The 22,664-nt window shown below is 50.4% G+C and carries 23 protein-coding genes, 3 tRNA genes and 1 pseudogene; 20 read left to right on the top strand and 7 right to left on the bottom strand.

Features of this window, described 5'->3' with window-relative positions; all coding sequences use genetic code 11:
• Positions 1-34: 34 nt before the first annotated feature.
• Positions 35-448 (top strand): lipoprotein YedD, encoded by a 414-nt coding sequence (yedD, locus tag J4650_RS04640; RefSeq protein ID WP_000754694.1) that lies wholly within the window; start codon positions 35-37, stop codon positions 446-448.
• 39 nt (positions 449-487) lie between these two features.
• Here yedD and amyA read toward each other — a convergent pair whose 3' ends face one another.
• The 4 genes from amyA to fliD form a co-directional block, all read right to left on the bottom strand.
• Positions 488-1,972, bottom strand: coding sequence for an alpha-amylase (amyA, locus tag J4650_RS04635; RefSeq protein WP_023993339.1), 1,485 nt, complete (start codon positions 1,970-1,972; stop codon positions 488-490).
• A gap of 71 nt (positions 1,973-2,043) precedes the next feature.
• Positions 2,044-2,412, bottom strand: a complete 369-nt coding sequence (fliT, locus tag J4650_RS04630; RefSeq protein ID WP_000204899.1) for a flagella biosynthesis regulatory protein FliT — start codon at positions 2,410-2,412, stop codon at positions 2,044-2,046.
• Positions 2,412-2,819, bottom strand: a complete 408-nt coding sequence (fliS, locus tag J4650_RS04625) for a flagellar export chaperone FliS (RefSeq protein WP_023993338.1) — start codon at positions 2,817-2,819, stop codon at positions 2,412-2,414. The genes fliT and fliS overlap by 1 nt, the downstream gene beginning before the upstream one ends.
• 14 nt (positions 2,820-2,833) lie before the next feature.
• Positions 2,834-4,237: a flagellar filament capping protein FliD gene (fliD, locus tag J4650_RS04620; protein ID WP_000146806.1), complete on the bottom strand. Its 1,404-nt coding sequence runs from the start codon at positions 4,235-4,237 to the stop codon at positions 2,834-2,836.
• 256 nt (positions 4,238-4,493) lie between these two features.
• Between fliD and J4650_RS04615 the strand changes: the two genes are divergently transcribed.
• The 9 genes and pseudogenes from J4650_RS04615 to sdiA all read left to right on the top strand — a co-directional run bounded on the left by J4650_RS04615 (position 4,494) and on the right by sdiA (position 13,265).
• Entirely contained in the window at positions 4,494-5,975 is a 1,482-nt protein-coding gene (locus tag J4650_RS04615) for a FliC/FljB family flagellin (protein ID WP_000079808.1), read from the top strand.
• Positions 5,976-6,053: 78 nt separating this feature from the next.
• Positions 6,054-7,259, top strand: a pseudogene (gene fliB, locus J4650_RS04610) (flagellin lysine-N-methylase).
• Between the two features lie 196 nt (positions 7,260-7,455).
• On the top strand, positions 7,456-8,175 hold the full coding sequence (locus tag J4650_RS04605) for an RNA polymerase sigma factor FliA (protein ID WP_001087453.1): 720 nt from the start codon (positions 7,456-7,458) through the stop codon (positions 8,173-8,175).
• A gap of 58 nt (positions 8,176-8,233) precedes the next feature.
• Positions 8,234-8,785 carry a flagella biosynthesis regulatory protein FliZ gene (fliZ, locus tag J4650_RS04600; RefSeq protein ID WP_000218080.1) on the top strand — a complete coding sequence of 184 codons (552 nt, stop codon included), beginning with the start codon at positions 8,234-8,236 and terminating at the stop codon, positions 8,783-8,785.
• A 146-nt stretch (positions 8,786-8,931) separates the two neighbouring features.
• Positions 8,932-9,732 (top strand): cystine ABC transporter substrate-binding protein, encoded by an 801-nt coding sequence (gene tcyJ / locus J4650_RS04595; protein ID WP_023993337.1) that lies wholly within the window; start codon positions 8,932-8,934, stop codon positions 9,730-9,732.
• 153 nt (positions 9,733-9,885) lie between these two features.
• The gene (dcyD, locus tag J4650_RS04590) at positions 9,886-10,872 is read left to right on the top strand and encodes a D-cysteine desulfhydrase (RefSeq protein ID WP_023993336.1); all 987 of its coding nucleotides are present in this window, start codon (positions 9,886-9,888) and stop codon (positions 10,870-10,872) included.
• Between the two features lie 20 nt (positions 10,873-10,892).
• On the top strand, positions 10,893-11,561 hold the full coding sequence (gene tcyL / locus J4650_RS04585) for a cystine ABC transporter permease (protein ID WP_001158238.1): 669 nt from the start codon (positions 10,893-10,895) through the stop codon (positions 11,559-11,561).
• Positions 11,558-12,310, top strand: a complete 753-nt coding sequence (gene tcyN, locus J4650_RS04580) for an L-cystine ABC transporter ATP-binding protein TcyN (RefSeq protein ID WP_021000448.1) — start codon at positions 11,558-11,560, stop codon at positions 12,308-12,310. Before tcyL ends, tcyN begins: the two co-directional genes overlap by 4 nt.
• Positions 12,311-12,542: 232 nt before the next feature.
• The gene (gene sdiA, locus J4650_RS04575; RefSeq protein ID WP_001157167.1) at positions 12,543-13,265 is read left to right on the top strand and encodes a transcriptional regulator SdiA; all 723 of its coding nucleotides are present in this window, start codon (positions 12,543-12,545) and stop codon (positions 13,263-13,265) included.
• Positions 13,266-13,331: 66 nt separating this feature from the next.
• On the opposite strand, the gene J4650_RS04570 is transcribed toward sdiA, so the two are convergent.
• Both J4650_RS04570 and J4650_RS04565 read right to left on the bottom strand, forming a co-directional pair.
• On the bottom strand, positions 13,332-13,556 hold the full coding sequence (locus J4650_RS04570; RefSeq protein ID WP_000106483.1) for a DUF2594 family protein: 225 nt from the start codon (positions 13,554-13,556) through the stop codon (positions 13,332-13,334).
• Positions 13,553-13,708: a hypothetical protein gene (locus J4650_RS04565; protein ID WP_000546186.1), complete on the bottom strand. Its 156-nt coding sequence runs from the start codon at positions 13,706-13,708 to the stop codon at positions 13,553-13,555. Before J4650_RS04565 ends, J4650_RS04570 begins: the two co-directional genes overlap by 4 nt.
• A gap of 311 nt (positions 13,709-14,019) precedes the next feature.
• On the opposite strand from J4650_RS04565, the gene uvrY reads away from it, so the two are divergent.
• The 10 genes from uvrY (at position 14,020) to J4650_RS04515 (ending at position 21,239) form a co-directional block, all read left to right on the top strand.
• Positions 14,020-14,676, top strand: a complete 657-nt coding sequence (uvrY, locus tag J4650_RS04560; protein WP_000611323.1) for a UvrY/SirA/GacA family response regulator transcription factor — start codon at positions 14,020-14,022, stop codon at positions 14,674-14,676.
• Positions 14,673-16,505 carry an excinuclease ABC subunit UvrC gene (gene uvrC / locus J4650_RS04555; RefSeq protein ID WP_001289464.1) on the top strand — a complete coding sequence of 611 codons (1,833 nt, stop codon included), beginning with the start codon at positions 14,673-14,675 and terminating at the stop codon, positions 16,503-16,505. The genes uvrY and uvrC overlap by 4 nt, the downstream gene beginning before the upstream one ends.
• 56 nt (positions 16,506-16,561) lie before the next feature.
• The gene (gene pgsA / locus J4650_RS04550; protein WP_001160192.1) at positions 16,562-17,110 is read left to right on the top strand and encodes a CDP-diacylglycerol--glycerol-3-phosphate 3-phosphatidyltransferase; all 549 of its coding nucleotides are present in this window, start codon (positions 16,562-16,564) and stop codon (positions 17,108-17,110) included.
• A gap of 151 nt (positions 17,111-17,261) precedes the next feature.
• Positions 17,262-17,337, top strand: a tRNA-Gly gene (locus tag J4650_RS04545).
• Positions 17,338-17,389: 52 nt separating this feature from the next.
• Positions 17,390-17,463 (top strand) — tRNA-Cys (locus J4650_RS04540).
• Between the two features lie 11 nt (positions 17,464-17,474).
• Positions 17,475-17,561 (top strand) — tRNA-Leu (locus J4650_RS04535).
• Positions 17,562-17,810: 249 nt separating this feature from the next.
• Positions 17,811-18,143, top strand: a complete 333-nt coding sequence (locus J4650_RS04530) for a hypothetical protein (protein ID WP_001521174.1) — start codon at positions 17,811-17,813, stop codon at positions 18,141-18,143.
• A 213-nt stretch (positions 18,144-18,356) separates the two neighbouring features.
• A complete protein-coding gene (locus J4650_RS04525) occupies positions 18,357-19,796 on the top strand; it encodes an SH3 domain-containing C40 family peptidase (RefSeq protein ID WP_077677857.1) in 1,440 nt (479 codons plus the stop codon).
• A 212-nt stretch (positions 19,797-20,008) separates the two neighbouring features.
• Complete coding sequence (locus J4650_RS04520; protein ID WP_000240832.1) at positions 20,009-20,335, top strand: glucose-6-phosphate dehydrogenase; 327 nt, start codon at positions 20,009-20,011, stop codon at positions 20,333-20,335.
• Positions 20,336-20,573: 238 nt separating this feature from the next.
• A complete protein-coding gene (locus J4650_RS04515; RefSeq protein ID WP_000781526.1) occupies positions 20,574-21,239 on the top strand; it encodes a YecA family protein in 666 nt (221 codons plus the stop codon).
• 74 nt (positions 21,240-21,313) lie between these two features.
• Here J4650_RS04515 and tyrP read toward each other — a convergent pair whose 3' ends face one another.
• Complete coding sequence (gene tyrP / locus J4650_RS04510) at positions 21,314-22,525, bottom strand: tyrosine transporter TyrP (RefSeq protein WP_001562965.1); 1,212 nt, start codon at positions 22,523-22,525, stop codon at positions 21,314-21,316.
• Positions 22,526-22,664 lie beyond the last annotated feature (139 nt).

Below are 22,664 nucleotides of genomic sequence, written 5' to 3'. Positions count from 1 at the left end.
CACAATTCCTCTTTCTTCTGATGCAGGATGAATGATGAAAAAAGTAGCGATCGTTGGCGCATTGCTGGTTCTGGCCGGATGCGCCGAGGTGGAAAACTATAATGATGTGGTGAAAACGCCCGCGCCGGCCGGTCTGGAAGGGTACTGGCAGTCAAAAGGCCCGCAACGTAAGCTGGTGAGCCCTGAAGCTATCGCCAGCCTGGTGGTGACTAAAGAAGGCGATACGCTGGACTGCCGCCAGTGGCAGCGCGTTATTGCTCTGCCGGGCAAGCTGACCATGCTCTCCGATGACTTAACCAATGTTACGGTTAAGCGTGAGCTCTATGAGATTGAGCGCGACGGGAATACCCTGGAATATGATGGCATGACGCTGCAACGGGTCGCTCGTCCGACGCCGGAGTGCGCCGCCGCGTTAGAAAAAACGCCGCTGCCGACGCCGCTGCCGTAATTTCGCTTCCCGGCAGCGCTCTGCCGCCGGGAACGCTCATCACACGTCCTCAATGACCCACACGCTGACGCTGCCTGCGTTGCAGAAGAACGTCGCTTCGCCTTGATCATTAGTTACAACATGCTCACTGCGGTTTCCCAGAAAATCACGCCAGGTCTTGTTAGCGTAATTGTCGCCGAGCAGGAGGGTTTTTTCACCGTCGTCGCCATTGGAAAGTACAACCACACAGCCTGGATTCTCTTCAGTACCGCTGTGACTAAAGGCGATACAGTTAGGATGATCGAAAAAGAGTGTTTGTATACCGTGCGCAAAACGCTGACGAGCGAGGATCAGCCGATCCAGTTGGTTAATCACCGGCATGTCGACCCGACAGGTCTCGCCATTTTCGCCGCTATCTTCATAGCTGGCGCCGTATAAATCGGGATAAAACACTGACGGTACGCCGTTTTCACGAAGCAGGATCAGCGCATAGGCCAATGGTTTGAACCAGGGTTCTACCGGCGCTTCCAGCGCCTGTAACGGTTGTGTATCGTGGTTAGCGACCAGCGTCACCGCATGAAAAGGGTCGGCTTCTACCAGAGTGCCGGTGAATATGTGGCGCATGTCATACTCCGCGCCCTGGCGCGAGGCCTCGTGAAATTTCATCTGCAACGGCGCGTCGAACAGCATGGTTTTCCCGTCGACCTGATCGATGTACGTTTTCAGTTTATCCACTTCATGCGACCAGTATTCTGCGACAATAAACAGCGGTTTTGGTGCAACCGCCTGTACATGCTCAATCCATTCTTTATAAAACCAGGCGGGTATATGTTTTACCGCGTCCAGGCGAAAGCCGTCACAGTGGGTTTGTTCCATGACCCAACGAGCCCAATATTTAATCTCTTCCGTAACCGCGTGATTGCGAAAATCGATATTTTCCCCCATCAGATAGTCGAAATTACCCAGCTCATCATCAACCTGATCGTTCCAGCCATCGCCGGTATAGTCATTGACGATCTTAAAAATGCCGTCTTCGTCGGGATTCTCGATGTGATCAATGCCGCTGAAACAGTGATAGTCCCAAATAAAGTTGGAATACTGGCCCGCGCGGGCAGGGAAGGTGTAGCGCGTCCAGCCTTCGCATTCAATGATGTTGTCATCGATTTGCGTGCGGTCATCCTGATTCACGCGCTGAACGCGAATACGTTCTTTTTCGTCTGCGCCCATTTTGTGGTTCACGACGACGTCGAGCAGCACCGCAATATTATTTTTTTTGAGCGCGTCTATCGCCGTCAGTAACTGGCGTTTATCGCCGTACTTTGTCGCGATAGTTCCTTTTTGGTCAAATTCGCCGAGGTCAAACAGGTCGTAGCTATCATAGCCTACGGAATAGCCGCCGGAGGCGCCTTTACAGGCGGGCGGTAGCCAGACCATATTGATACCGATATCATTCAGCCCATCAGCACGTTCCGCCAGCTCAGACCAGAGTTTACCGCCGTCGGGATAATACCAGTGGAAGTACTGCAATAACGTGGGGTTTTTCATCTTCCGTGCTCCAGAAGTCGTTTAGCCGACCTCTGGAGTATGGAAGAATTTTCATACGAGACGGGAAAATATTATGAGGCGCCAGGCGCATCTGGCACGAGTAACATACCGGAAAGACGCCCATAAGCGTTGTTGAGTGATTTTTGGCGGGTGGATTGTCCGATCAAACTACTCAGTTCATCCAGTCGCTGTTGCAGCAGCCCTTTCAGGAGCTGCTCATTATCCAGCGTTTGTTTGATGTATCCGGCGACCATATCCTGAATACTTCGCGTAATGCCCGGTGGAGTTTGCTTTTCCATCACCGTTTCAATACTTTGCAGATAGGAGACCTCTTGTTGCAGTAAGAGATCCCATTCACCTCGCTGCGCAAGTTCAAGCAGCGATTGACTGAGCAGCGCAATACGCTGCCAACGGTTGATAAACTCCACGGTTGAGGTCATTAACGAGACTCCTGGAAAGATGCTTTCGGTGAAATCTGTTTCCAGGCTTCTGCAATATTGCTGAGTAACCCTTCCACTTCTTCGATGGCCTGAGCGTCGTTACGCAAATTAGCCTGCAGTAAACGGCGAATCATATAGTCGTATAGCTCGGAAAGATTCGTCGCAATCTCACCGCCTTTTTCCTGATCGAGGCCGGCTTTCAGCCCGCTATCGATAATATTGATGGCTTTGCTTAACGCTTCACCTTTCGCGACAACATCGCCTTGTTCTAAAAACAGGCGAGCGCGCACCAGAGCGCTATTCGCGCCATCAAACAACATTTCAATCAACTGATGCGGGCTGGCGCTCATCACGGCGCTTTCCACGCTGACTTGCGCATAAGCTTTGATACCGCTCGCGGTGTACATGGTGACCTCTGTTATCAGGACTTGTTCATAGCTGTAAATTGCTGGGTCAAATAACTACTGGTGTTATTCAGCTTACTCATCATGGTATCCAGTTGGGTAAACTGGGCCTTGTAACGGGCAACGGTTTCATCGATGCTGTTGCTAACGGACAGGTACTGTTTTGTCAGGCTTTTCAGCGTGGCGTTAACGTTGTCCTGCGCATTATCAATAATGCCGTCATCCGCCAGATAACTTTTCACTTCGGTGGCAATTTTGGTGGTGATCCCCGTTTCTTTACCATCGCCCACCAGCAGCTCACGCGCTGCGGCTGTGTTATCTTTCAGTACTTTGGTCAGCTTATCATCATCAATCTTCAGTTTGCCGGAAGTCCCATCCTGGGTGATGCCAATTTCCGCCATTGTTTTGAACGCAGAATTACTGCCGCTATTGGCAAATTGTGCCCGAATCCCGGTCTGGATAGTACGAACCACACTATCGCCTAACAGCGCGCCGTTTTTATCGCTGGCTTCTTCGCCCGGCTCAACGGCGGTATATTTAGTTAATGAGCTAAAAGTATCCACCAGCGAGTTATAGGCATCCACCCAGGATTTAATCGCCTCTTTCGCCTTGGTATCATCTTTCGTTACCGTCACGGTCGCGTCGGTCACTTTCTTCGTCAGGGTGAGTGTAATTCCCTGAGGGGCGTCGGTTACGGTATTGCTCTGACGCTCAATGTCGATGCCGTTTACGTTCAGCTTCGCGTTTTCTGCTTTCACCAGCTCTTGCATATTGCCGGTATTAGTGGTGCTGTCATAAGCGAGTAGATCGTTAAGTTTTGTATCGCCTTCCACCGTGATCTTCATCGTATTGTCGGTACCGCTATTGGCGGTAAGCACCAACTGGAATTCGTTCTCTTTGACCTTAACGATACTGGCGGCGATACCGCTGTCGGCGTCATTGATGGCGTCACGGATCGCCTCCATGGAGGTGTCGCCTTTATCCAGCTTAATTTCCAGCGGCTCTTTACGTCCCGGCTGTTCAATTTTAATTGTCCGGGACGTGACCGACGTATCGCCCAACTGCTCTTTGGTGGTTGCGAAGGTGGTTTTTGTCGCCAGCGACTGCGCGGCGGCAAGCTGGGTTACGCTAATCTTATAAGTCCCTGCGGCAGCGCCTGCGGTAGTACTGACTTTGAGGTCCTCTGTCGTGCTGGACGCCACGGTAGACTTAAATAAATCCGCTTTATTTAACGCGGTATTTGCCGTCTGGAATTTTTCTAATGCGCTTTTCAATGTGCCATAGGCGGTTAGCTTTGCCGAATTCGCGCTCTGCTGTTTGGTAATTGGCGTTAAGCGTCCTTTTTCGTTCTTTGTCAGGTCTGTCAACAACTGGTCTAACGGTAAGTTTGATCCCACACCTAATGATGAAATTGAAGCCATGCCTTCTTCCTTTTTGATTGCAAACAGTAGTTAAGCGCGTTATCGGCAATCTGGAGGCAAAGTTTAATGATAATTTTGCAAAAATAATGCGCGGAATAATGATGCATAAAGCGGCTATTTCGCCGCCTAAGAAAAAGATCGGGGGAAGTGAAAAATTTTCTAAAGTTCGAAATTCAGGTGCCGATACAAGGGTTACGGTGAGAAACCGTGGGCAACAGCCCAATAACATCAAGTTGTAATTGATAAGGAAAAGATCATGGCACAAGTCATTAATACAAACAGCCTGTCGCTGTTGACCCAGAATAACCTGAACAAATCCCAGTCCGCTCTGGGTACCGCTATCGAGCGTCTGTCTTCCGGTCTGCGTATCAACAGCGCGAAAGACGATGCGGCAGGTCAGGCGATTGCTAACCGTTTCACCGCGAACATCAAAGGTCTGACTCAGGCTTCCCGTAACGCTAACGACGGTATCTCCATTGCGCAGACCACTGAAGGCGCGCTGAACGAAATCAACAACAACCTGCAGCGTGTGCGTGAACTGGCGGTTCAGTCTGCTAACAGCACCAACTCCCAGTCTGACCTCGACTCCATCCAGGCTGAAATCACCCAGCGCCTGAACGAAATCGACCGTGTATCCGGCCAGACTCAGTTCAACGGCGTGAAAGTCCTGGCGCAGGACAACACCTTGACCATCCAGGTTGGTGCCAACGACGGTGAAACCATCGATATCGATCTGAAGCAGATCAACTCTCAGACCCTGGGTCTGGATACGCTGAATGTTCAACAAAAATATAAGGTCAGCGATACGGCTGCAACTGTCACTGGCTATACAGATTCTGCTACTGCTATTGACAAATCTACGTTTGCTGCATCAGCAACTACCTTAGGTGGTACTCCTGCTATTACTGGTGATCTGAAGTTTGATGATACTACTGGAAAATATTACGCTGATGTTTCAGGTACTACGGCTAAAGATGGTGTTTATGAAGTAACAGTTGCAGCCGATGGAAAAGTCACTTTAACTGGCACACCAACAGGACCAATTACTGCTGGCTTCCCTTCAACTGCAACAAAAGATGTTAAACAAACTCAGCAAGAAAACGCTGATTTGACAGAGGCCAAAGCCGCATTGACAGCAGCGGGTGTTGCAGCGGCCGGCACAGCATCTGTTGTTAAGATGTCTTATACTGATAATAACGGTAAAACTATTGATGGTGGTTTAGCAGTTAAGGTAGGCGATGATTACTATTCTGCAACTCAAAATAAAGATGGTTCCATAAGTATTAATACTACGAAATACACTGCAGATGACGGTACATCCAAAACTGCACTAAACAAACTGGGTGGCGCAGACGGCAAAACCGAAGTTGTTTCTATTGGTGGTAAAACTTACGCTGCAAGTAAAGCCGAAGGTCACAACTTTAAAGCACAGCCTGATCTGGCGGAAGCGGCTGCTACAACCACCGAAAACCCGCTGCAGAAAATTGATGCTGCTTTGGCACAGGTTGACACGTTACGTTCTGACCTGGGTGCGGTACAGAACCGTTTCAACTCCGCTATTACCAACCTGGGCAACACCGTAAACAACCTGACTTCTGCCCGTAGCCGTATCGAAGATTCCGACTACGCGACCGAAGTTTCCAACATGTCTCGCGCGCAGATTCTGCAGCAGGCCGGTACCTCCGTTCTGGCGCAGGCGAACCAGGTTCCGCAAAACGTCCTCTCTTTACTGCGCTAATCCGGCGATTGATTCACCGACACGTGGTACACAATCAAGGCAGCGAAAGCTGCCTTTTTTAATTCCGGAGCCTGTGTAATGAAAGAAATCACCGTCACTGAACCTGCCTTTGTCACCCGCTTTTCCTGTTCTGGCTCGGCCTGTCGCGACCACTGTTGTAAGGGCTGGAAAATCACGCTGGATAAGACGACGGTTAAAAAATATCTCGCCAGTAAAGACACGACGATTCGTACCATCGCGCAAGACCATATTATCCTGCTGAAAAAGAACAATAGCCACTGGGGCGAAATTAAGCTGCCTTCGGCGCTGGGGAATTGCCCTTATCTGGATGAGGACCGTCTGTGCCGGGTACAAAAAACGTTAGGCGCAAAGGCATTAAGTCATACCTGTTCCTCTTTCCCACGGGCGCACCATACCTATAAAAATGAGGTACGTAACTCCCTGAGTCTTGCCTGTCCGGAGGTGACGTCCCGCATTTTAAACGATCCTGACGCGATGGCGCTCGGCGAAAAAACAATCATTCAGCAGACATTCAATACTGCGCCGTTATTCCCAGCGCAGCAAAAGTTACTCAATCTGTTTTGCCTGAGTTTGATCAACCATGCCAACAGCAGTACGGAAGCGGCGCTCTATGCGTTAATAAAATTTGTCATGTATACGCAGAAATTTGCCAAAATTGATGATGCGGCGCTGGGTGAACTGGAACAGGTGTATGCCGCGTTACTTGAGCAGTTGTAGACCGGCGTGCTGGCGCAGGAGTTAATGAATATCGCACCGGATAGCAAGGTAAAAACCTCGCTGGTATTGCAGATGCAGGACTATTTCCGCTCGCTCCCGCTTAATCGTGGCAGTGTTATCCTCGATCACTATATCCAGTGCCTTCTGCGGGTGCTGACGGCGGAAGAGGGCGTTTCAATGGAGCAGAAGGTTAGCGATATTGAGTCCTCATTAGCGCGCTGTCTACAGGCGGATGAGCAGCAGAAGAACTGGGCCTTCAGAAATTTAATTCTCTATAAAATTTGGGAAAATAATTTCCCCAACCAGCCGAATGTCGACCCGTTACGCGCGCTGTATATTATCGTGGCGGAATATGCCTTTATTAAGCTATTAACGGCAGCCAGCGTGCATGAGCGCGGGCGGCTTGAGTGGGATGACGTTACTAATATTGTGTATAGTTTTCACTCCCGCAGCCAGCATAACAGCGAGGTGGCGAAGAATTTTCATCACCATATAGAAACGGTGCGTACTGGCGACGATCTGTCGATGATTCATCTTCTGACATAGTTTTGTTCGGGGTGGGCTTTTGCGCATCCCGTTTATCCTATCTGGCTGATTTTATTCTGCTCTTTGAGCCGCTAAAAAGGTGCTACAGGTTACATAAGTGAAATAACCCTTCTTTTATAGCCTTATTCCTTCGATAGAACCCTCTGTAGAAACGGATAATCATGCCGATAACTCATTTAACGCAGGGCTGTTTATCGTGAATTCACTGTATACCGCTGAAGGTGTAATGGATAAACACTCGCTGTGGCAGCGTTATGTACCGCTGGTGCGTCACGAAGCATTGCGCCTGCAGGTGCGATTGCCGGCGAGCGTGGAACTGGACGATCTGCTACAAGCGGGCGGCATCGGGTTATTAAATGCGGTCGACCGATATGACGCTTTGCAAGGAACGGCATTTACCACTTACGCAGTGCAGCGTATTCGTGGGGCGATGCTGGATGAATTACGCAGCCGCGATTGGGTGCCGCGTAGCGTCCGGCGTAATGCCCGCGAAGTGGCGCAGGCGATGGGACAACTGGAGCAGGAACTGGGGCGTAATGCGACGGAAACCGAAGTGGCGGAACGTCTTGGCATCCCTGTTGCGGAGTATCGTCAGATGTTGCTCGATACCAACAACAGCCAACTTTTCTCTTACGATGAGTGGCGGGAAGAGCATGGCGATAGCATCGAACTGGTGACTGAAGAACATCAACAGGAAAACCCGTTACATCAACTGCTGGAGGGCGACCTGCGACAGCGGGTAATGGACGCGATTGAATCGCTGCCGGAACGCGAGCAACTGGTGTTAACGCTGTATTACCAGGAAGAGCTCAACCTCAAAGAGATTGGCGCGGTACTGGAAGTCGGCGAATCGCGGGTCAGCCAGTTGCATAGTCAGGCCATCAAACGATTACGCACCAAACTGGGTAAGTTATAGGTCGCGCATGGTCGCACCCGAAAAGTGCCGCACAACGTATAGACTACCAGGAGTTCTCATGACGGTGCAGCAACCTAAAAGGCGGCCCTTGAGCCGCTATCTTAAAGACTTTAAACACAGCCAGACGCATTGCGCGCATTGTCACAAGCTGCTCGACCGCATTACGCTGGTTCGCCGTGGCAAGATCGTTAATAAAATCGCTATTTCACAGCTGGATATGCTACTTGACGACGCTGCCTGGCAGCGGGAGCAGAAGGAGTGGGTGGCGCTGTGTCGCTTTTGCGGCGATTTGCACTGCAAAAAGCAGAGTGATTTTTTCGATATTATCGGTTTCAAGCAGTATTTGTTTGAACAAACCGAGATGAGCCATGGCACGGTGCGGGAATATGTCGTGCGTTTACGACGTCTTGGCAACTACCTCAGCGAGCAAAACATTTCCCACGATCTGCTGCAGGACGGTTTTCTCGATGAAAGCCTGGCACCATGGTTGCCGGAAACCAGCACCAATAATTATCGTATCGCACTGCGTAAATACCAGCAATATAAAGCGCATCAGCAGATTGCGCCCAGACAGAAATCCCCCTTTACCGCCAGTTCTGATATATATTAAAAAAGCATAAGATGTAGCAGAGTCGTGTTGGTGAAACGTGGCAAACCTTCTACATTAGGCTGAGTCCCCCAAAGGTTCGCGAGACGTGACGATGCGCCATGGCGGGACACAGTCTATGGTCATTAACGGCAATATTCGGGGTTACTATGAAATTAGCACTGCTGGGACGTCAGGCACTGATGGGAGTAATGGCTGTAGCGCTGGTGGCGGGAATGAGCGCGAAGAGCTTTGCCGATGAGGGTTTGCTGAACAAAGTTAAAGAACGCGGCACGCTGCTGGTAGGGCTGGAAGGTACCTATCCGCCGTTTAGCTTTCAGGGCGACGACGGCAAATTAACCGGTTTTGAAGTCGATTTCGCCGAGGCGTTGGCAAAACATCTGGGCGTTAAAGCGTTGTTGAAGCCGACCAAATGGGACGGAATACTGGCGTCGCTGGACGCTAAACGCATTGATGTAGTGATAAACCAGGTCACGATTTCAGACGTCCGCAAGAAAAAATATGATTTCTCTACGCCTTATACTGTCTCCGGCGTTCAGGCGCTGGTGAAAAAAGGCAATGAAGGCACGATCAAAACGGCTGCCGATCTGCAGGGCAAAAAAGTTGGCGTTGGGCTGGGGACTAACTATGAAGAGTGGCTACGTCAACATGTGCAGGGCGTGGATATCCGTACCTATGACGATGATCCTACAAAATATCAGGATCTGCGCGTAGGCCGTATTGACGCGATTTTAGTCGATCGTCTGGCGGCGCTGGATCTGGTGAAAAAAACCAAAGGTACGCTGGCCGTCACCGGTGATGCGTTTTCGCGTCAGGAGTCCGGCGTTGCGTTACGTAAAGGCAACGAAGACTTGCTGAAGGCGGTAGATAACGCCATTGCGGAAATGCAAAAAGATGGCACCTTAAAAGCCCTCTCTGAAAAATGGTTTGGCGCTGACGTGACCCAATAATGCTCTACGTTGCCCGGCAGGCAGTGCGCCGCCGGGCAATATCAACCTCATACTATGTCAGCAAACGGAGGCGCGTGAATCGGCGCCTTTTTTATTTCCGTTGGATCAACGTGCATAATAAAAAGAACACACCACAACGTTACCGGAGGCTCAATGCCACTACATCACTTAACGCGCTTTCCTCGCCTGGAGCTTATTGGCGCGCCGACCCCGCTCGAATACCTGCCGCGATTGTCTGATTATCTTGGCCGTGAGATTTACATTAAGCGCGATGACGTTACGCCCATTGCAATGGGCGGCAATAAACTGCGCAAGCTGGAGTTTCTGGTGGCCGACGCGCTGCGAGAAGGGGCGGATACGCTGATAACCGCAGGGGCGATTCAGTCGAACCATGTCCGTCAGACGGCGGCAGTCGCGGCCAAATTGGGACTGCATTGCGTCGCCTTGCTGGAAAATCCAATCGGTACCACCGCGGAAAATTACCTGACGAATGGTAATCGCCTGTTACTGGATTTATTTAATACGCAAATTGAGATGTGCGATGCGCTAACCGATCCGGATGCGCAGCTGCAAACGCTGGCGACGCGCATTGAAGCGCAAGGGTTCAGGCCCTATGTGATTCCGGTCGGCGGCTCCAGCGCGCTGGGCGCAATGGGATACGTAGAGAGCGCTCTGGAAATCGCCCAGCAGTGTGAAGAGGTCGTCGGGCTCTCTTCGGTGGTGGTGGCCTCCGGCAGCGCCGGAACGCACGCCGGGTTAGCTGTCGGGCTGGAGCATCTGATGCCGGATGTCGAACTGATTGGCGTGACCGTTTCACGTTCTGTCGCCGAGCAGAAACCCAAAGTGATTGCCTTGCAGCAGGCTATTGCCGGTCAGCTGGCGCTGACGGCGAAGGCGGATATTCATTTATGGGATGACTATTTTGCCCCGGGTTACGGCGTGCCAAATGACGCGGGGATGGAGGCGGTGAAACTGCTGGCGAGCCTGGATGGAGTGCTGCTGGATCCGGTATATACCGGCAAAGCGATGGCGGGTCTGATAGACGGCATCAGCCAGAAACGCTTTAACGATGACGGGCCGATTCTCTTTATTCACACCGGTGGGGCGCCTGCGCTGTTTGCCTACCATCCTCATGTATAACCTCCAGGTAATCAACGCGAATGCAAGAAAGTATCCAACTGGTTATTGAATCGCTGCCGTATTTGCTTAAAGGCGCCGTCTTTACCCTGCAACTGAGTATTGGCGGTATGTTTTTTGGTCTGCTGCTGGGATTTGTGCTGGCGCTGATGCGGATGTCTCCGTTATGGCCGGTTCGCTGGCTGGCGCGCTTTTATATCTCGATTTTTCGCGGTACGCCGCTTATCGCCCAGTTATTTATGATCTATTACGGCCTGCCGCAATTTGGGATTGAGCTGGACCCTATCCCGGCGGCGATGATTGGTTTATCGCTCAATACCGCGGCTTACACGTCCGAGACGCTGCGCGCGGCGATCTCGGCTATCGACAAGGGACAATGGGAAGCGGCGGCGAGCATTGGCATGACGCCGTGGCAAACGCTACGTCGCGCTATTTTGCCGCAGGCGGCTCGCGTTGCGCTTCCGCCGTTGAGCAACAGCTTTATCAGCCTGGTGAAAGATACGTCGCTCGCCGCGACGATTCAGGTGCCGGAGTTGTTCCGCCAGGCGCAGTTAATTACCTCGCGAACGCTGGAGGTGTTTACCATGTATCTGGCCGCGTCGTTAATCTACTGGGTAATGGCGACCGTCTTATCGGCACTGCAAAACTATTTCGAAAACCAGCTTAACCGCCAGGAGAGAGAGCCAAAATGAGTGCTATCGAAGTCACCAACCTGGTCAAAAAATTTCATGGTCAAACGGTGCTGCACGGTATCGACCTTGAGGTGAAGCCCGGAGAAGTCGTCGCCATTATCGGCCCGAGCGGCTCAGGGAAGACAACATTATTACGCTGTATTAACCTGCTGGAACAACCGGAAGCGGGCACCATTAAAGTGGGCGATATTATCATCGATACCACCCGCCCATTCAGCCAGCAAAAAGGGTTGATTCGCCAGTTACGTCAGCATGTCGGCTTTGTCTTTCAGAGTTTTAATCTGTTCCCGCATCGTACTGTGCTGGAAAATATCATTGAAGGTCCGGTGATTGTAAAGGGAGAGCCGAAAGCCGAGGCGACGGCGCTGGCGCGGGAACTGTTAGCCAAAGTCGGGTTGGCCGGTAAAGAGACCCGTTATCCGCGCCGCCTGTCGGGCGGGCAACAGCAGCGCGTGGCGATTGCACGCGCTCTGGCGATGCGCCCGGAAGTGATTCTGTTTGATGAGCCCACGTCGGCGCTTGATCCTGAATTAGTCGGCGAGGTGCTTAATACGATTCGCCAGCTGGCGCAGGAAAAGCGCACGATGGTGATCGTTACTCACGAAATGGGCTTTGCGCGTGACGTGGCTGACCGGGCAATATTTATGGATCAGGGGCAAATCGTCGAGCAGGGGCCGGCGAAAACCTTGTTCGCCGATCCTCAGCATCCGCGTACCCGCCAGTTCCTTGAGAAATTTTTAGTGAAATAATACCTTTTCAACGCTCGCCCGAATTAGCCGCGCCTTGGGCGAGCGCAATGAATAATTATGAAGTCATTCTGCCAGATTATTAACCTCGCTCTCTGGCGGAAGCCAAAAAACTGTAATGCCGCTCAAGTATTCTACGTTTCGTCCGATATTTCTTATATATAAATACTATTTATGTGTTAATTTAAGCTATTCATAATAATGATTATCAATATCAAAGGCGTGACCATAAAATATGCAGGAAAATGATTTCTTCACCTGGCGACGCGCAATGTTGTTACGCTTTCAGGAGATGGCGGCAGCAGAGGATGTTTATACTGAATTGCAATATCAGACACAGCGGCTGGAATTTGATTATTATGCCCTGTGTGTTCGTCATCCCGTCCCCTTTACCCGGCCTAAAATATCGCTTCGTACCACTTATCCTCCGGCGTGGGTAACGCATTACCAGTCCGAAAACTATTTTGCGATCGATCCGGTATTAAAGCCGGAAAATTTCAGGCAGGGTCATTTACATTGGGATGACGTGCTATTTCATGAAGCGCAGGCGATGTGGGATGCCGCCCAGCGTTTCGGATTACGCAGAGGCGTAACCCAGTGTGTGATGTTGCCGAACCGGGCGCTGGGCTTTTTATCTTTCTCTCGTAGCAGTTTACGCTGCTCCTCGTTTACCTACGATGAAGTGGAGCTGAGGTTGCAACTGCTGGCGCGGGAGAGTCTTTCGGCGCTGACAAGATTTGAAGACGACATGGTGATGGCGCCTGAGATGCGTTTCAGTAAACGTGAGAAAGAGATTCTGAAGTGGACGGCGGAAGGGAAGACCTCATCGGAGATCGCCATTATTCTGTCGATTTCTGAAAATACCGTTAACTTCCATCAGAAAAACATGCAGAAGAAATTCAATGCGCCCAATAAAACACAGATTGCCTGCTACGCTGCGGCGACAGGTCTGATATGACGTGCTGACGATGCTTCACGCCAGACGCGAAACCGGCTGAAAGCGATGCTAACAGCCGGTTTTTTACTACTGGCGGTAAGCCTGTTTAATTTGCTTAACCGTACTGGAAAATACCGCCGCTTGTGCTTCATCATCCATCTGCGCGATCTGTTTTTCCATTTTAAGAATCACGCGCCCTGCATCGGCCTGGCCCATCGCCTGCAGCATCAGCGTTAACATGGCTTTCAGGCAGTTGACTTCAGTAGCCAGTTCTTGATTATTCTCAGCGGTGGAAAAATCAGGCGTACTCATTTATTTTCCTCGTTATGTTTCAGTGAAAATGTGCGATAGCAGATGTTAAGGCGGCGGAGTATACCATAAGCTACGCTAAAAATAGCAGTGGTTGTTTTTTGATCAAAAAGCGGAGGGGTTACCCACAAAATAAACGTTGCCGCGTGATGCATATATTTTCTTCATTCTTTGTTTATTACGCGTATTTTACTCGTTAATTATTGTTACAAAGTTGATTCCCTAATTAGTGTTTAGACAGTGGAACGTGAAATTTTTGTCACCATTATGAAATAGCAGCCCGGGACAGCGCCGTCAGAAGGGGCTACAACGTTGGCAGTTGCCACACGACGTACAACATAATTTCCAAAAACGAGAGCAAAATCGAATACCCGGTGTTTTTTTACGTTTCAAAGTTGAGATAAAACCAGCTAATATAAGGGCGATTAACTATCAGTAGCGTTATCCCTATTCTGGAGATATTCCTTTGATCAACGTTCTTCTTGTTGATGACCACGAACTGGTGCGCGCAGGGATACGACGCATTCTTGAAGATATAAAGGGCATTAAAGTTGTCGGTGAAGCGTGCTGCGGAGAGGATGCGGTAAAATGGTGCCGTACTAACGCCGTTGACGTCGTGCTGATGGATATGAACATGCCCGGTATTGGCGGCCTTGAGGCGACGCGTAAAATTGCCCGATCGACAGCGGATATCAAAGTGATCATGCTGACCGTCCATACGGAGAACCCGTTGCCCGCCAAAGTGATGCAGGCTGGCGCAGCTGGCTATCTCAGCAAAGGCGCTGCGCCTCAGGAGGTGGTGAGCGCTATTCGTTCGGTGTATTCCGGACAACGTTATATCGCCTCCGATATCGCTCAGCAGATGGCGCTCAGTCAGATTGAGCCTGCAAAAACGGAAACGCCGTTCGCCAGTTTGTCTGAACGCGAGTTGCAGATTATGCTGATGATCACTAAGGGTCAGAAGGTCAATGAGATTTCAGAACAGCTGAATCTCAGTCCTAAAACGGTGAACAGCTATCGCTATCGTATGTTCAGTAAATTAAACATTCATGGTGATGTTGAGCTGACTCACCTGGCAATCCGCCATGGCCTGTGTAATGCGGAGACGTTAACAAGCCAGTGAGTGAAATATTTGACGCAAAGGCGTTTTTGAAAACCGTTACCAGCCAACCCGGTGTCTATCGTATGTATGACGCCGGCGGTACGGTTATTTATGTCGGTAAAGCAAAAGACCTGAAAAAGCGTCTTTCCAGCTACTTTCGCAGCAACCTGGCTTCGCGTAAAACCGAAGCGCTAGTTGCGCAAATTCAACACATTGATGTCACGGTAACGCATACCGAAACGGAAGCGCTGCTGCTTGAGCATAATTACATCAAGTTGTATCAACCGCGTTACAACGTGTTGTTGCGTGATGATAAATCCTATCCTTTTATTTTTCTGAGCGGCGATACCCATCCGCGTCTGGCGATGCACCGTGGCGCCAAACATGCGAAAGGCGAGTACTTCGGCCCATTTCCTAATGGCTATGCCGTGCGGGAAACGCTGGCGCTGTTACAGAAAATTTTCCCTATCCGCCAGTGCGAAAACAGCGTATATCGCAACCGCTCGCGTCCTTGCCTGCAATATCAGATTGGCCGCTGTTTAGGCCCCTGCGTTGCAGGACTGGTCAGCGAGGAGGAGTATGCGCAACAGGTGGAGTATGTCCGGTTGTTTTTGTCCGGTAAGGACGACCAGGTCTTAACACAGCTGATTGCCCGGATGGAAAAGGCCAGCCAGGATCTGGCATTTGAAGAGGCGGCGCGTATTCGCGATCAGATCCAGGCGGTACGCCGGGTCACGGAAAAACAGTTTGTCTCCAATGCGGGCGACGATCTCGACGTTATCGGCGTGGCTTTTGATGCGGGTATGGCCTGTGTGCATGTGCTGTTTATTCGCCAGGGTAAGGTGCTGGGCAGCCGCAGCTATTTTCCAAAAGTACCTGGCGGTACGGAACTGGGCGAAGTGGTGGAAACCTTTGTCGGGCAGTTTTACCTGCAGGGTAGCCAGATGCGCACGCTACCGGGCGAGATACTGCTCGATTTTAATCTGAGTGATAAAACGCTGCTGGCCGATTCGTTGTCGGAACTTGCCGGACGGCGTATTCATGTCCAGACAAAACCGCGCGGCGATCGCGCCCGTTATCTCAAGCTGGCGCGGACCAACGCGGCAACGGCCTTAATCACTAAACTCTCGCAGCAGTCCACCATCACGCAGCGTTTGACCGCGCTGGCGGCGGTATTAAAACTTCCTGCGATCAAGCGGATGGAATGTTTTGACATCAGCCATACCATGGGGGAGCAAACGGTCGCATCCTGTGTGGTATTTGACGCTAACGGGCCGTTACGCGCCGAGTATCGTCGTTATAATATCGCGGGTATCACGCCGGGTGATGACTACGCGGCGATGAATCAGGTGTTACGTCGGCGTTATGGCAAGGCCATAGAAGAAAGTAAGATTCCGGATGTTATTCTGATCGACGGCGGAAAAGGGCAGCTCGCCCAGGCGAAAGCCGTTTTCGCTGAGCTCGATGTCCCCTGGGATAAGCATCGTCCTTTGCTGCTTGGCGTCGCCAAAGGCGCGGACAGAAAGGCCGGTCTGGAAACACTCTTTTTTGAACCGGAAGGCGAGGGGTTTAGCCTGCCGCCGGACTCGCCGGCGCTACATGTTATTCAGCATATTCGCGATGAGTCGCATGATCACGCGATCGGCGGGCACCGTAAAAAACGCGCGAAGGTTAAAAATACCAGTACGCTGGAAACTATTGAAGGCGTTGGGCCTAAACGTCGCCAAATGCTGCTGAAATATATGGGCGGTTTGCAAGGACTACGTAACGCCAGCGTAGAAGAAATTGCAAAAGTGCCGGGTATTTCGCAAGGTCTGGCAGAAAAGATCTTCTGGTCGTTGAAACATTGAGGCCACTGTAGCAACATAGGGGTAATTTCACTGACAACAGATAGTTACCCGTCACTATGCAATTTAATATCCCTACGTTGCTCACGCTGTTTCGCGTCATCCTGATTCCATTCTTTGTCGTGGTGTTTTATTTGCCGTTCGCCTGGGCGCCGATGGTCAGCGCGCTGATTTTCTGTATTGCCGCGATTACCGACTGGTTTGACGGCTTTCTGGCGCGACGCTGGAACCAGAGTACGCGTTTCGGCGCTTTCCTCGACCCCGTCGCCGACAAGGTGCTGGTGGCGATCGCCATGGTGCTGGTTACCGAGCATTATCATAGCTGGTGGGTGACGTTACCTGCGGCGACGATGATAGCCCGCGAAATTATTATCTCTGCTCTGCGTGAATGGATGGCGGAGCTGGGCAAACGCAGTAGTGTAGCGGTCTCCTGGATCGGTAAAGTCAAAACTACCGCGCAGATGGTGGCGCTGGCGTGGCTCTTGTGGCGTCCGAATATCTGGGTAGAGTATGCCGGGATCGCGCTTTTCTTTGTCGCAGCGGTGCTAACATTGTGGTCCATGTTGCAATATTTGAGCGCTGCACGCGGAGATTTGCTTGATCAGTGATCGTTTCGCCGCAAATTTCAGCAAACGATCGTGAGTGACGAAAAATATCGTTGACTCAGTGCGTCAGGTAAGTAGAATGCAACGCATCGAACGGCAGCACTGATTGCCAGACGATAACAAAATCAAGTGATTAACAAAGTTGCTTGATACTGCGGGAATAGCTCAGTTGGTAGAGCACGACCTTGCCAAGGTCGGGGTCGCGAGTTCGAGTCTCGTTTCCCGCTCCAGTTTAAAAGCATTGGCGTAAAGCGAATGCTGGCTGAAAAGTCAAAAAAATTTGGCGCGTTAACAAAGCGGTTATGTAGCGGATTGCAAATCCGTCTAGTCCGGTTCGACTCCGGAACGCGCCTCCAATTTTTCCCGAGCCCGGATGGTGGAATCGGTAGACACAAGGGATTTAAAATCCCTCGGCGTTCGCGCTGTGCGGGTTCAAGTCCCGCTCCGGGTACCATGGGAAAGACAAGAATAATCAAAGCAATAAGCAGTGTCGTGAAACCACCTACGGGTGGTTTTTTTGTGCCTTCAATTTGTATGCCGACCGCGAGCGTGAACTCTCCAGTGCGATACACAGTAAAAAACACCGGTAGCGGCATTTCTGCCAGTACAACAGTTATGTGCTACCGACCCGCAAGAACTTATGGCTGGTAAATACTAAACGTCGGGTAAATCAGCCGATAAAATCCATTAATCTCTATAAAAAATGCTGATATGTTTTATGCCTGCTTTATTAAAGAGAGTAGGTCTGCCAGTGAAATATACCGATAATGCAAAATTATTTATTAGCTTCATTAATATTGGGATTGTAGGTTGCGCTTTTTTACTTTTTTTTATTTTGTATGAGCCTGAGAGTGCAATCGTAACCTACTCTCTTCCAGGTGAGCTTTCCTCTTCGACATGTGATGCACATAATTTTATTGGCTACGTCGATGCAAATGACTTTGCAGAGTATATAAAAAAAGTAGAACTGACGCGCTACAATATGTATTGTCTGAAAAAAACAGGGGCAGGCCAGTGGAGTATTTATGCAAATTAAACGAGTATATAACTGTTCAGGGGTATTTTCTGCACAATTTAATTAAAGGTAGATAGCGAACTAATATTCATTACAAGGTAATGTGATCCGCATCATAATTTAATCACGTTTTGCAATATTGTCTTAATAACAGGTCAACTACAGATAATTTCAGGTTTTCGTGAATGGCGGTTTTGGTCAGTCTCTATATTATGCTTTCCCCGCTTTACGGAGATGATGATGCAAAAGAAAACCTGGGCCGTTTTATTGATACCATTGTGCCTCACCGCTTGCCACCAGACGACCTACCGATCAACAGCCAAAGATGAAATTGTTGCAGGGAGCTATATTGACCCGACAAAAACACGCTTTCCGTTAGCAGATTATTCACAGTCGGTTGATAAATGGATACCTCCGGACTCAGCTGATTACACTATTCCGGTTATTGATAGTGCTACCCAACAACGCTACTTTAACGCACTAAAATCTCATTATTTCGGAATGGACAGTGAAGCTCACTCGCCGTGGAATGGTTTTTATATTACCACATTGCTGAAAAAAAACGCAGCACAGGCCCGGGATGCCAGTATTAAGCAGTTTCTTAGCGACGGCAGTGCTTATTGGGGGGAAAACTTCAGACTTTATACCTCTCGCTGGAAAGAGGAGGTTAGAGGGAATACGGATACGCAGATTGACAATATCTATCATGCCTCCCGGCGAGGTATTATGGTCAGAGAAAGTTTAGTCAGAGCGCTGCCAACGGACGACCCGCTCTTTAACGATCCCCGTCAGGCGGGCGAGGGGTATCCGTTTGATAATTTACAAATGTCTTCGCTGCGTCCCGGTACGCCGGTCTATACGCTGACGAAGAGCAAAGACCAACGCTGGCAATATGTCTTTTCACCAGCGGTAACTGGCTGGGTTCATAGTGAAGATATTGCCAGTACGGATCAGAAATTTATAACACAGTGGGTTTTGCTCGCTCACAAGCAACTGGGGGCATTTATCAACGCGCCGGTTTCTGTCCATGCCGCAGGCGTCTATTATTTCACCGGGCGACCGGGCACTATTTTACCGTTCCGACATCAACGGGCGGGCCAGTTCCTGATTGCGGCGCCAGTTCGCGACAGCAATGGTCGTGCGTTTATCCATTGGGTCTGGCTAAGCGGTAACGAGTTTACGGCTATGCCGTGGAAAATGACGCCGGAAAATATCGCCGTGCTAATGAAAGCAATGCACGGCGCCCCCTACGGTTGGGGAAATTTTAACTTTTATAATGATTGTTCAGCCGAAGTCCGCAGCCTGTTAATGCCGTTTGGCATATTCCTGCCCAGACATTCATCCGCGCAGGTAGAGGCTGCTGGACGGGTGGTCGATCTTAGTCATAAAAGTCCCCAAATGCGGATCGATTATCTCACCAGATACGGAAAACCGTTTACTACGCTGGTCTATATTCCAGGGCATATTATGCTGTATATCGGTAACACAACCATGAATGGGCAGGTCGTGCCGATGACTTATCAGAATATCTGGGGATTGCGCCCAAACCATGCTAATAGCCGGAGCATTATCGGTGAGGCGGTTTTTTTGCCGTTACTGCGTTTTTATCCTGAAAATCCTGAGCTGATATCGCTGGCTGGTAAGGTTCTGTTTAAGCTTGGTTATATAGAATAGGTTGACAAACTGTGTTATCGCGGAAGACATGATTAAGGCAACCGTGCGCGTGGATATAAAGAGAGTATCCCTGTAAACTGTGTCTGAAAAAAGTATGCGCTATAGTGCGGGCTGTTTATTTGAAATACTATCTGGAGCTGATTCTGGATGTGATTATGTGCCTCACACATTGAAGTGAGAGTTATTGTTGGCGGTATCTGGCTGGAGGCTGGGTGGTAAAAAGACGTAATTTATTGCATTTTAATAACGGTGCCCGGTCAGAGCGCGATCTTGGGGATCTGGTCACTAAAGTTTTTGAGAAAGCGGCGAAAAAAGAACCGCAACCGCTATACACATTTAGCCTGCCGTTGCTGAGTGTGCAGGATGATATCCGTGTTTACTGTAAGAAAAAAAATATCAAAATAGGGTACGATACGCTGTTTATGGAAATAACCTTTTCTGCTGACAGAGAAGCGGTAGACGAACTCATTAAACACTTTTTTACTGAAAATAAGCTCTATTTGAGAGGGCGGTTTTATCTGTCCGCGGCGGTGGTATAAGTTAGCATGAGTATAATATAGCGAGAAACCCATCTCTCTCTTTTGTGTGGGGCGAGCGCTTCCTGGCGGAAAATCTGCGCCCTGATCCTCCTTTTGTGCGTTAACTTCCGGAATCCTCCTCATTTCGTGTTAATCTGGCCCCTGATGGTTGCCATCCAAACTGCCTGCAAAAAAATTATTTTTATCCGCTGCAATGTAAGAGGCCTACAGGCGGAAGTCATCACTGAGGAAAAGCGTTATGAAAATGGAACCATTAAACGAGAACGAGCTGGAATGGCTGGATGATGTGCTGACGAAATACAATACCGATCAGGCCATTTTGGATGTCGCGGAGCTGGACGGTCTGATTACTGCGGTACTAAGTTCTCCGCGTCCCATCGAGCCGGAACAGTGGCTGGTCGCGATATGGGGGGGACCCGCGTACGTACCGCGCTGGACATCTGAAAAAGAAATGACGCGATTTATGGAGCTGGTGTTCCAGCACATGGCGGACACAGCCGCCCGGCTTGAAGACTATCCAGAACAGTTCGAGCCGCTGTTTGGCCTGCGAGAAGTTGATGGCCATGAATTAACGATTGTTGAAGAATGGTGCTTTGGTTACATGCGCGGAGTGTCGCTGTCCGACTGGTCTGACTTGCCGGATACGCTAAAACCGGCGCTGGAAGCGATTGCCTTACACGGCACTGAAGAAAACTTTGCGCTGTTGGATAAAATGAGCCCGGAAGCGTTCGATAAAAGCGTTGATGCTATCCGTATCGCGGCGCTTGAGCTGCATGCCTGGTGGATGGCGCATCCGCACACGACGCCGCTACAGATGCCGATAAAAGCAGAGGTGAAAGTGGGGCGTAACGATCCTTGTCCATGCGGGAGCGGCAAAAAATTTAAGCAGTGCTGCCTGCATTAATGGCTCGTAAACGGCCATAGCGTGACGATTATCGAGCCTGGACGGCGTCCGGGCCCGGTAATCTTTGCCTGGCATTAACCTGGATCGGGCAGAAACCCCAGTGCGATCGAAAACTGGACGCCAATCACGACAATGCCGCAGATAAACACCAGCGCCAGCGCTGGCGTGCCGCCTGCCACACGATATCCCGCCTGAGGGCTCTGTTTACGGCATTGCCAGACCAGCATAGCAGGGATGAGCAGTGCCAGCACTGCCAGCGCTACGCCGGCATAGCCTAATGCCATCACAAATCCACGTGGGTAGAAAAGCGCAAACGCCAGCGGCGGCAGAAAGGTAATCAGCCCGGTTTGCAGGCGTCCGGACACCGTACTGCGGCGCTGGAATAGATCGGCCAGGTAATCAAATAATCCTAGCGCTACGCCCAGAAAAGAGGTCGCCAGCGCCAGATCGGCGAACAGGTGGACCGCCAGTTCGACATGTGGCGAAGCGACCACTTCTCTGAGCGCCTGCAGCAGGCCATTTAACCCGGCATGGCTGGCCAGTAGCCCTCTGAATGTCGGCGAGTCGATACTTCCCAGCGTGGCGAGCTGCCAAAAAATATAGGCCACTAACGGAATGGCGCTACCCGTCATAAAGACCCAACGCAGCCGGCGAATGTTGCCGTTCATATAACTCACAATACTCGGTACGCTTCCGTGAAAACCAAACGAGGTGAAAATGACCGGTATGGCGGATAACGCCAGCCCCTGCTGTAAAGGAAGCGTAAGAAGATTTACTTTATGAATATGTGGCGTGAGCAACGCAAGCATGATGACCAGAAAAATGATCTTCGCGCTAAACAGGAAGCGGTTAAAAAGGTCGACCAGCGAGGTTCCCACGCACACCACCCCACCGGCAACAAAGGTGAACAGCAGCACCCCGGCAGCGGGCGAGAGCGTGGCGCCAAGCCAGTTATTAATACTGGATGCCAGTAATTCTCCGGCTCCGGAAATGTAGGCGGCGGTGAGCGCATACATTAAGAACATCATGCTGAATCCCGTAAGCCACTGTCCGTAACGTCCAAGATAGCGTTTTGCCAACGAGCCCAGCCCAGTATCCGCCGGAACGTGTTGATATACTTCCAGTAATAGTAGCGCGGTATAACACATCAGCGCCCACAGACCAATCAACAATCCCAGCGTGACGCTGAAACCAACGCCAGCCGCTGCCAGCGGCATTGCCAGCATCCCGGCGCCGATAGTGGTGCCTGCCACGATAAAAATACTGCCCAGAGTTCTGTTTTTCACGCTTTCTACTACCCCGGTAACAAAGAACGGTGATATCCGCGGCGCAGGGTAAGGCATTACGCTATTTTCGTCAAATGGTCGTTACAATGGGTGTACTTTAAAATTTACAGTTTCGGGCATAAAAGCGAATATGAGAGGA

Source organism: Salmonella sp. 32120201201600049SM, from assembly GCF_017572835.1.
Classification (GTDB): Bacteria; Pseudomonadota; Gammaproteobacteria; order Enterobacterales; family Enterobacteriaceae; genus Salmonella; species Salmonella enterica.
The sequence above is the reverse complement of the archived record's forward strand: the minus strand, read 5'-3'. Positions and strand labels throughout refer to the sequence as shown.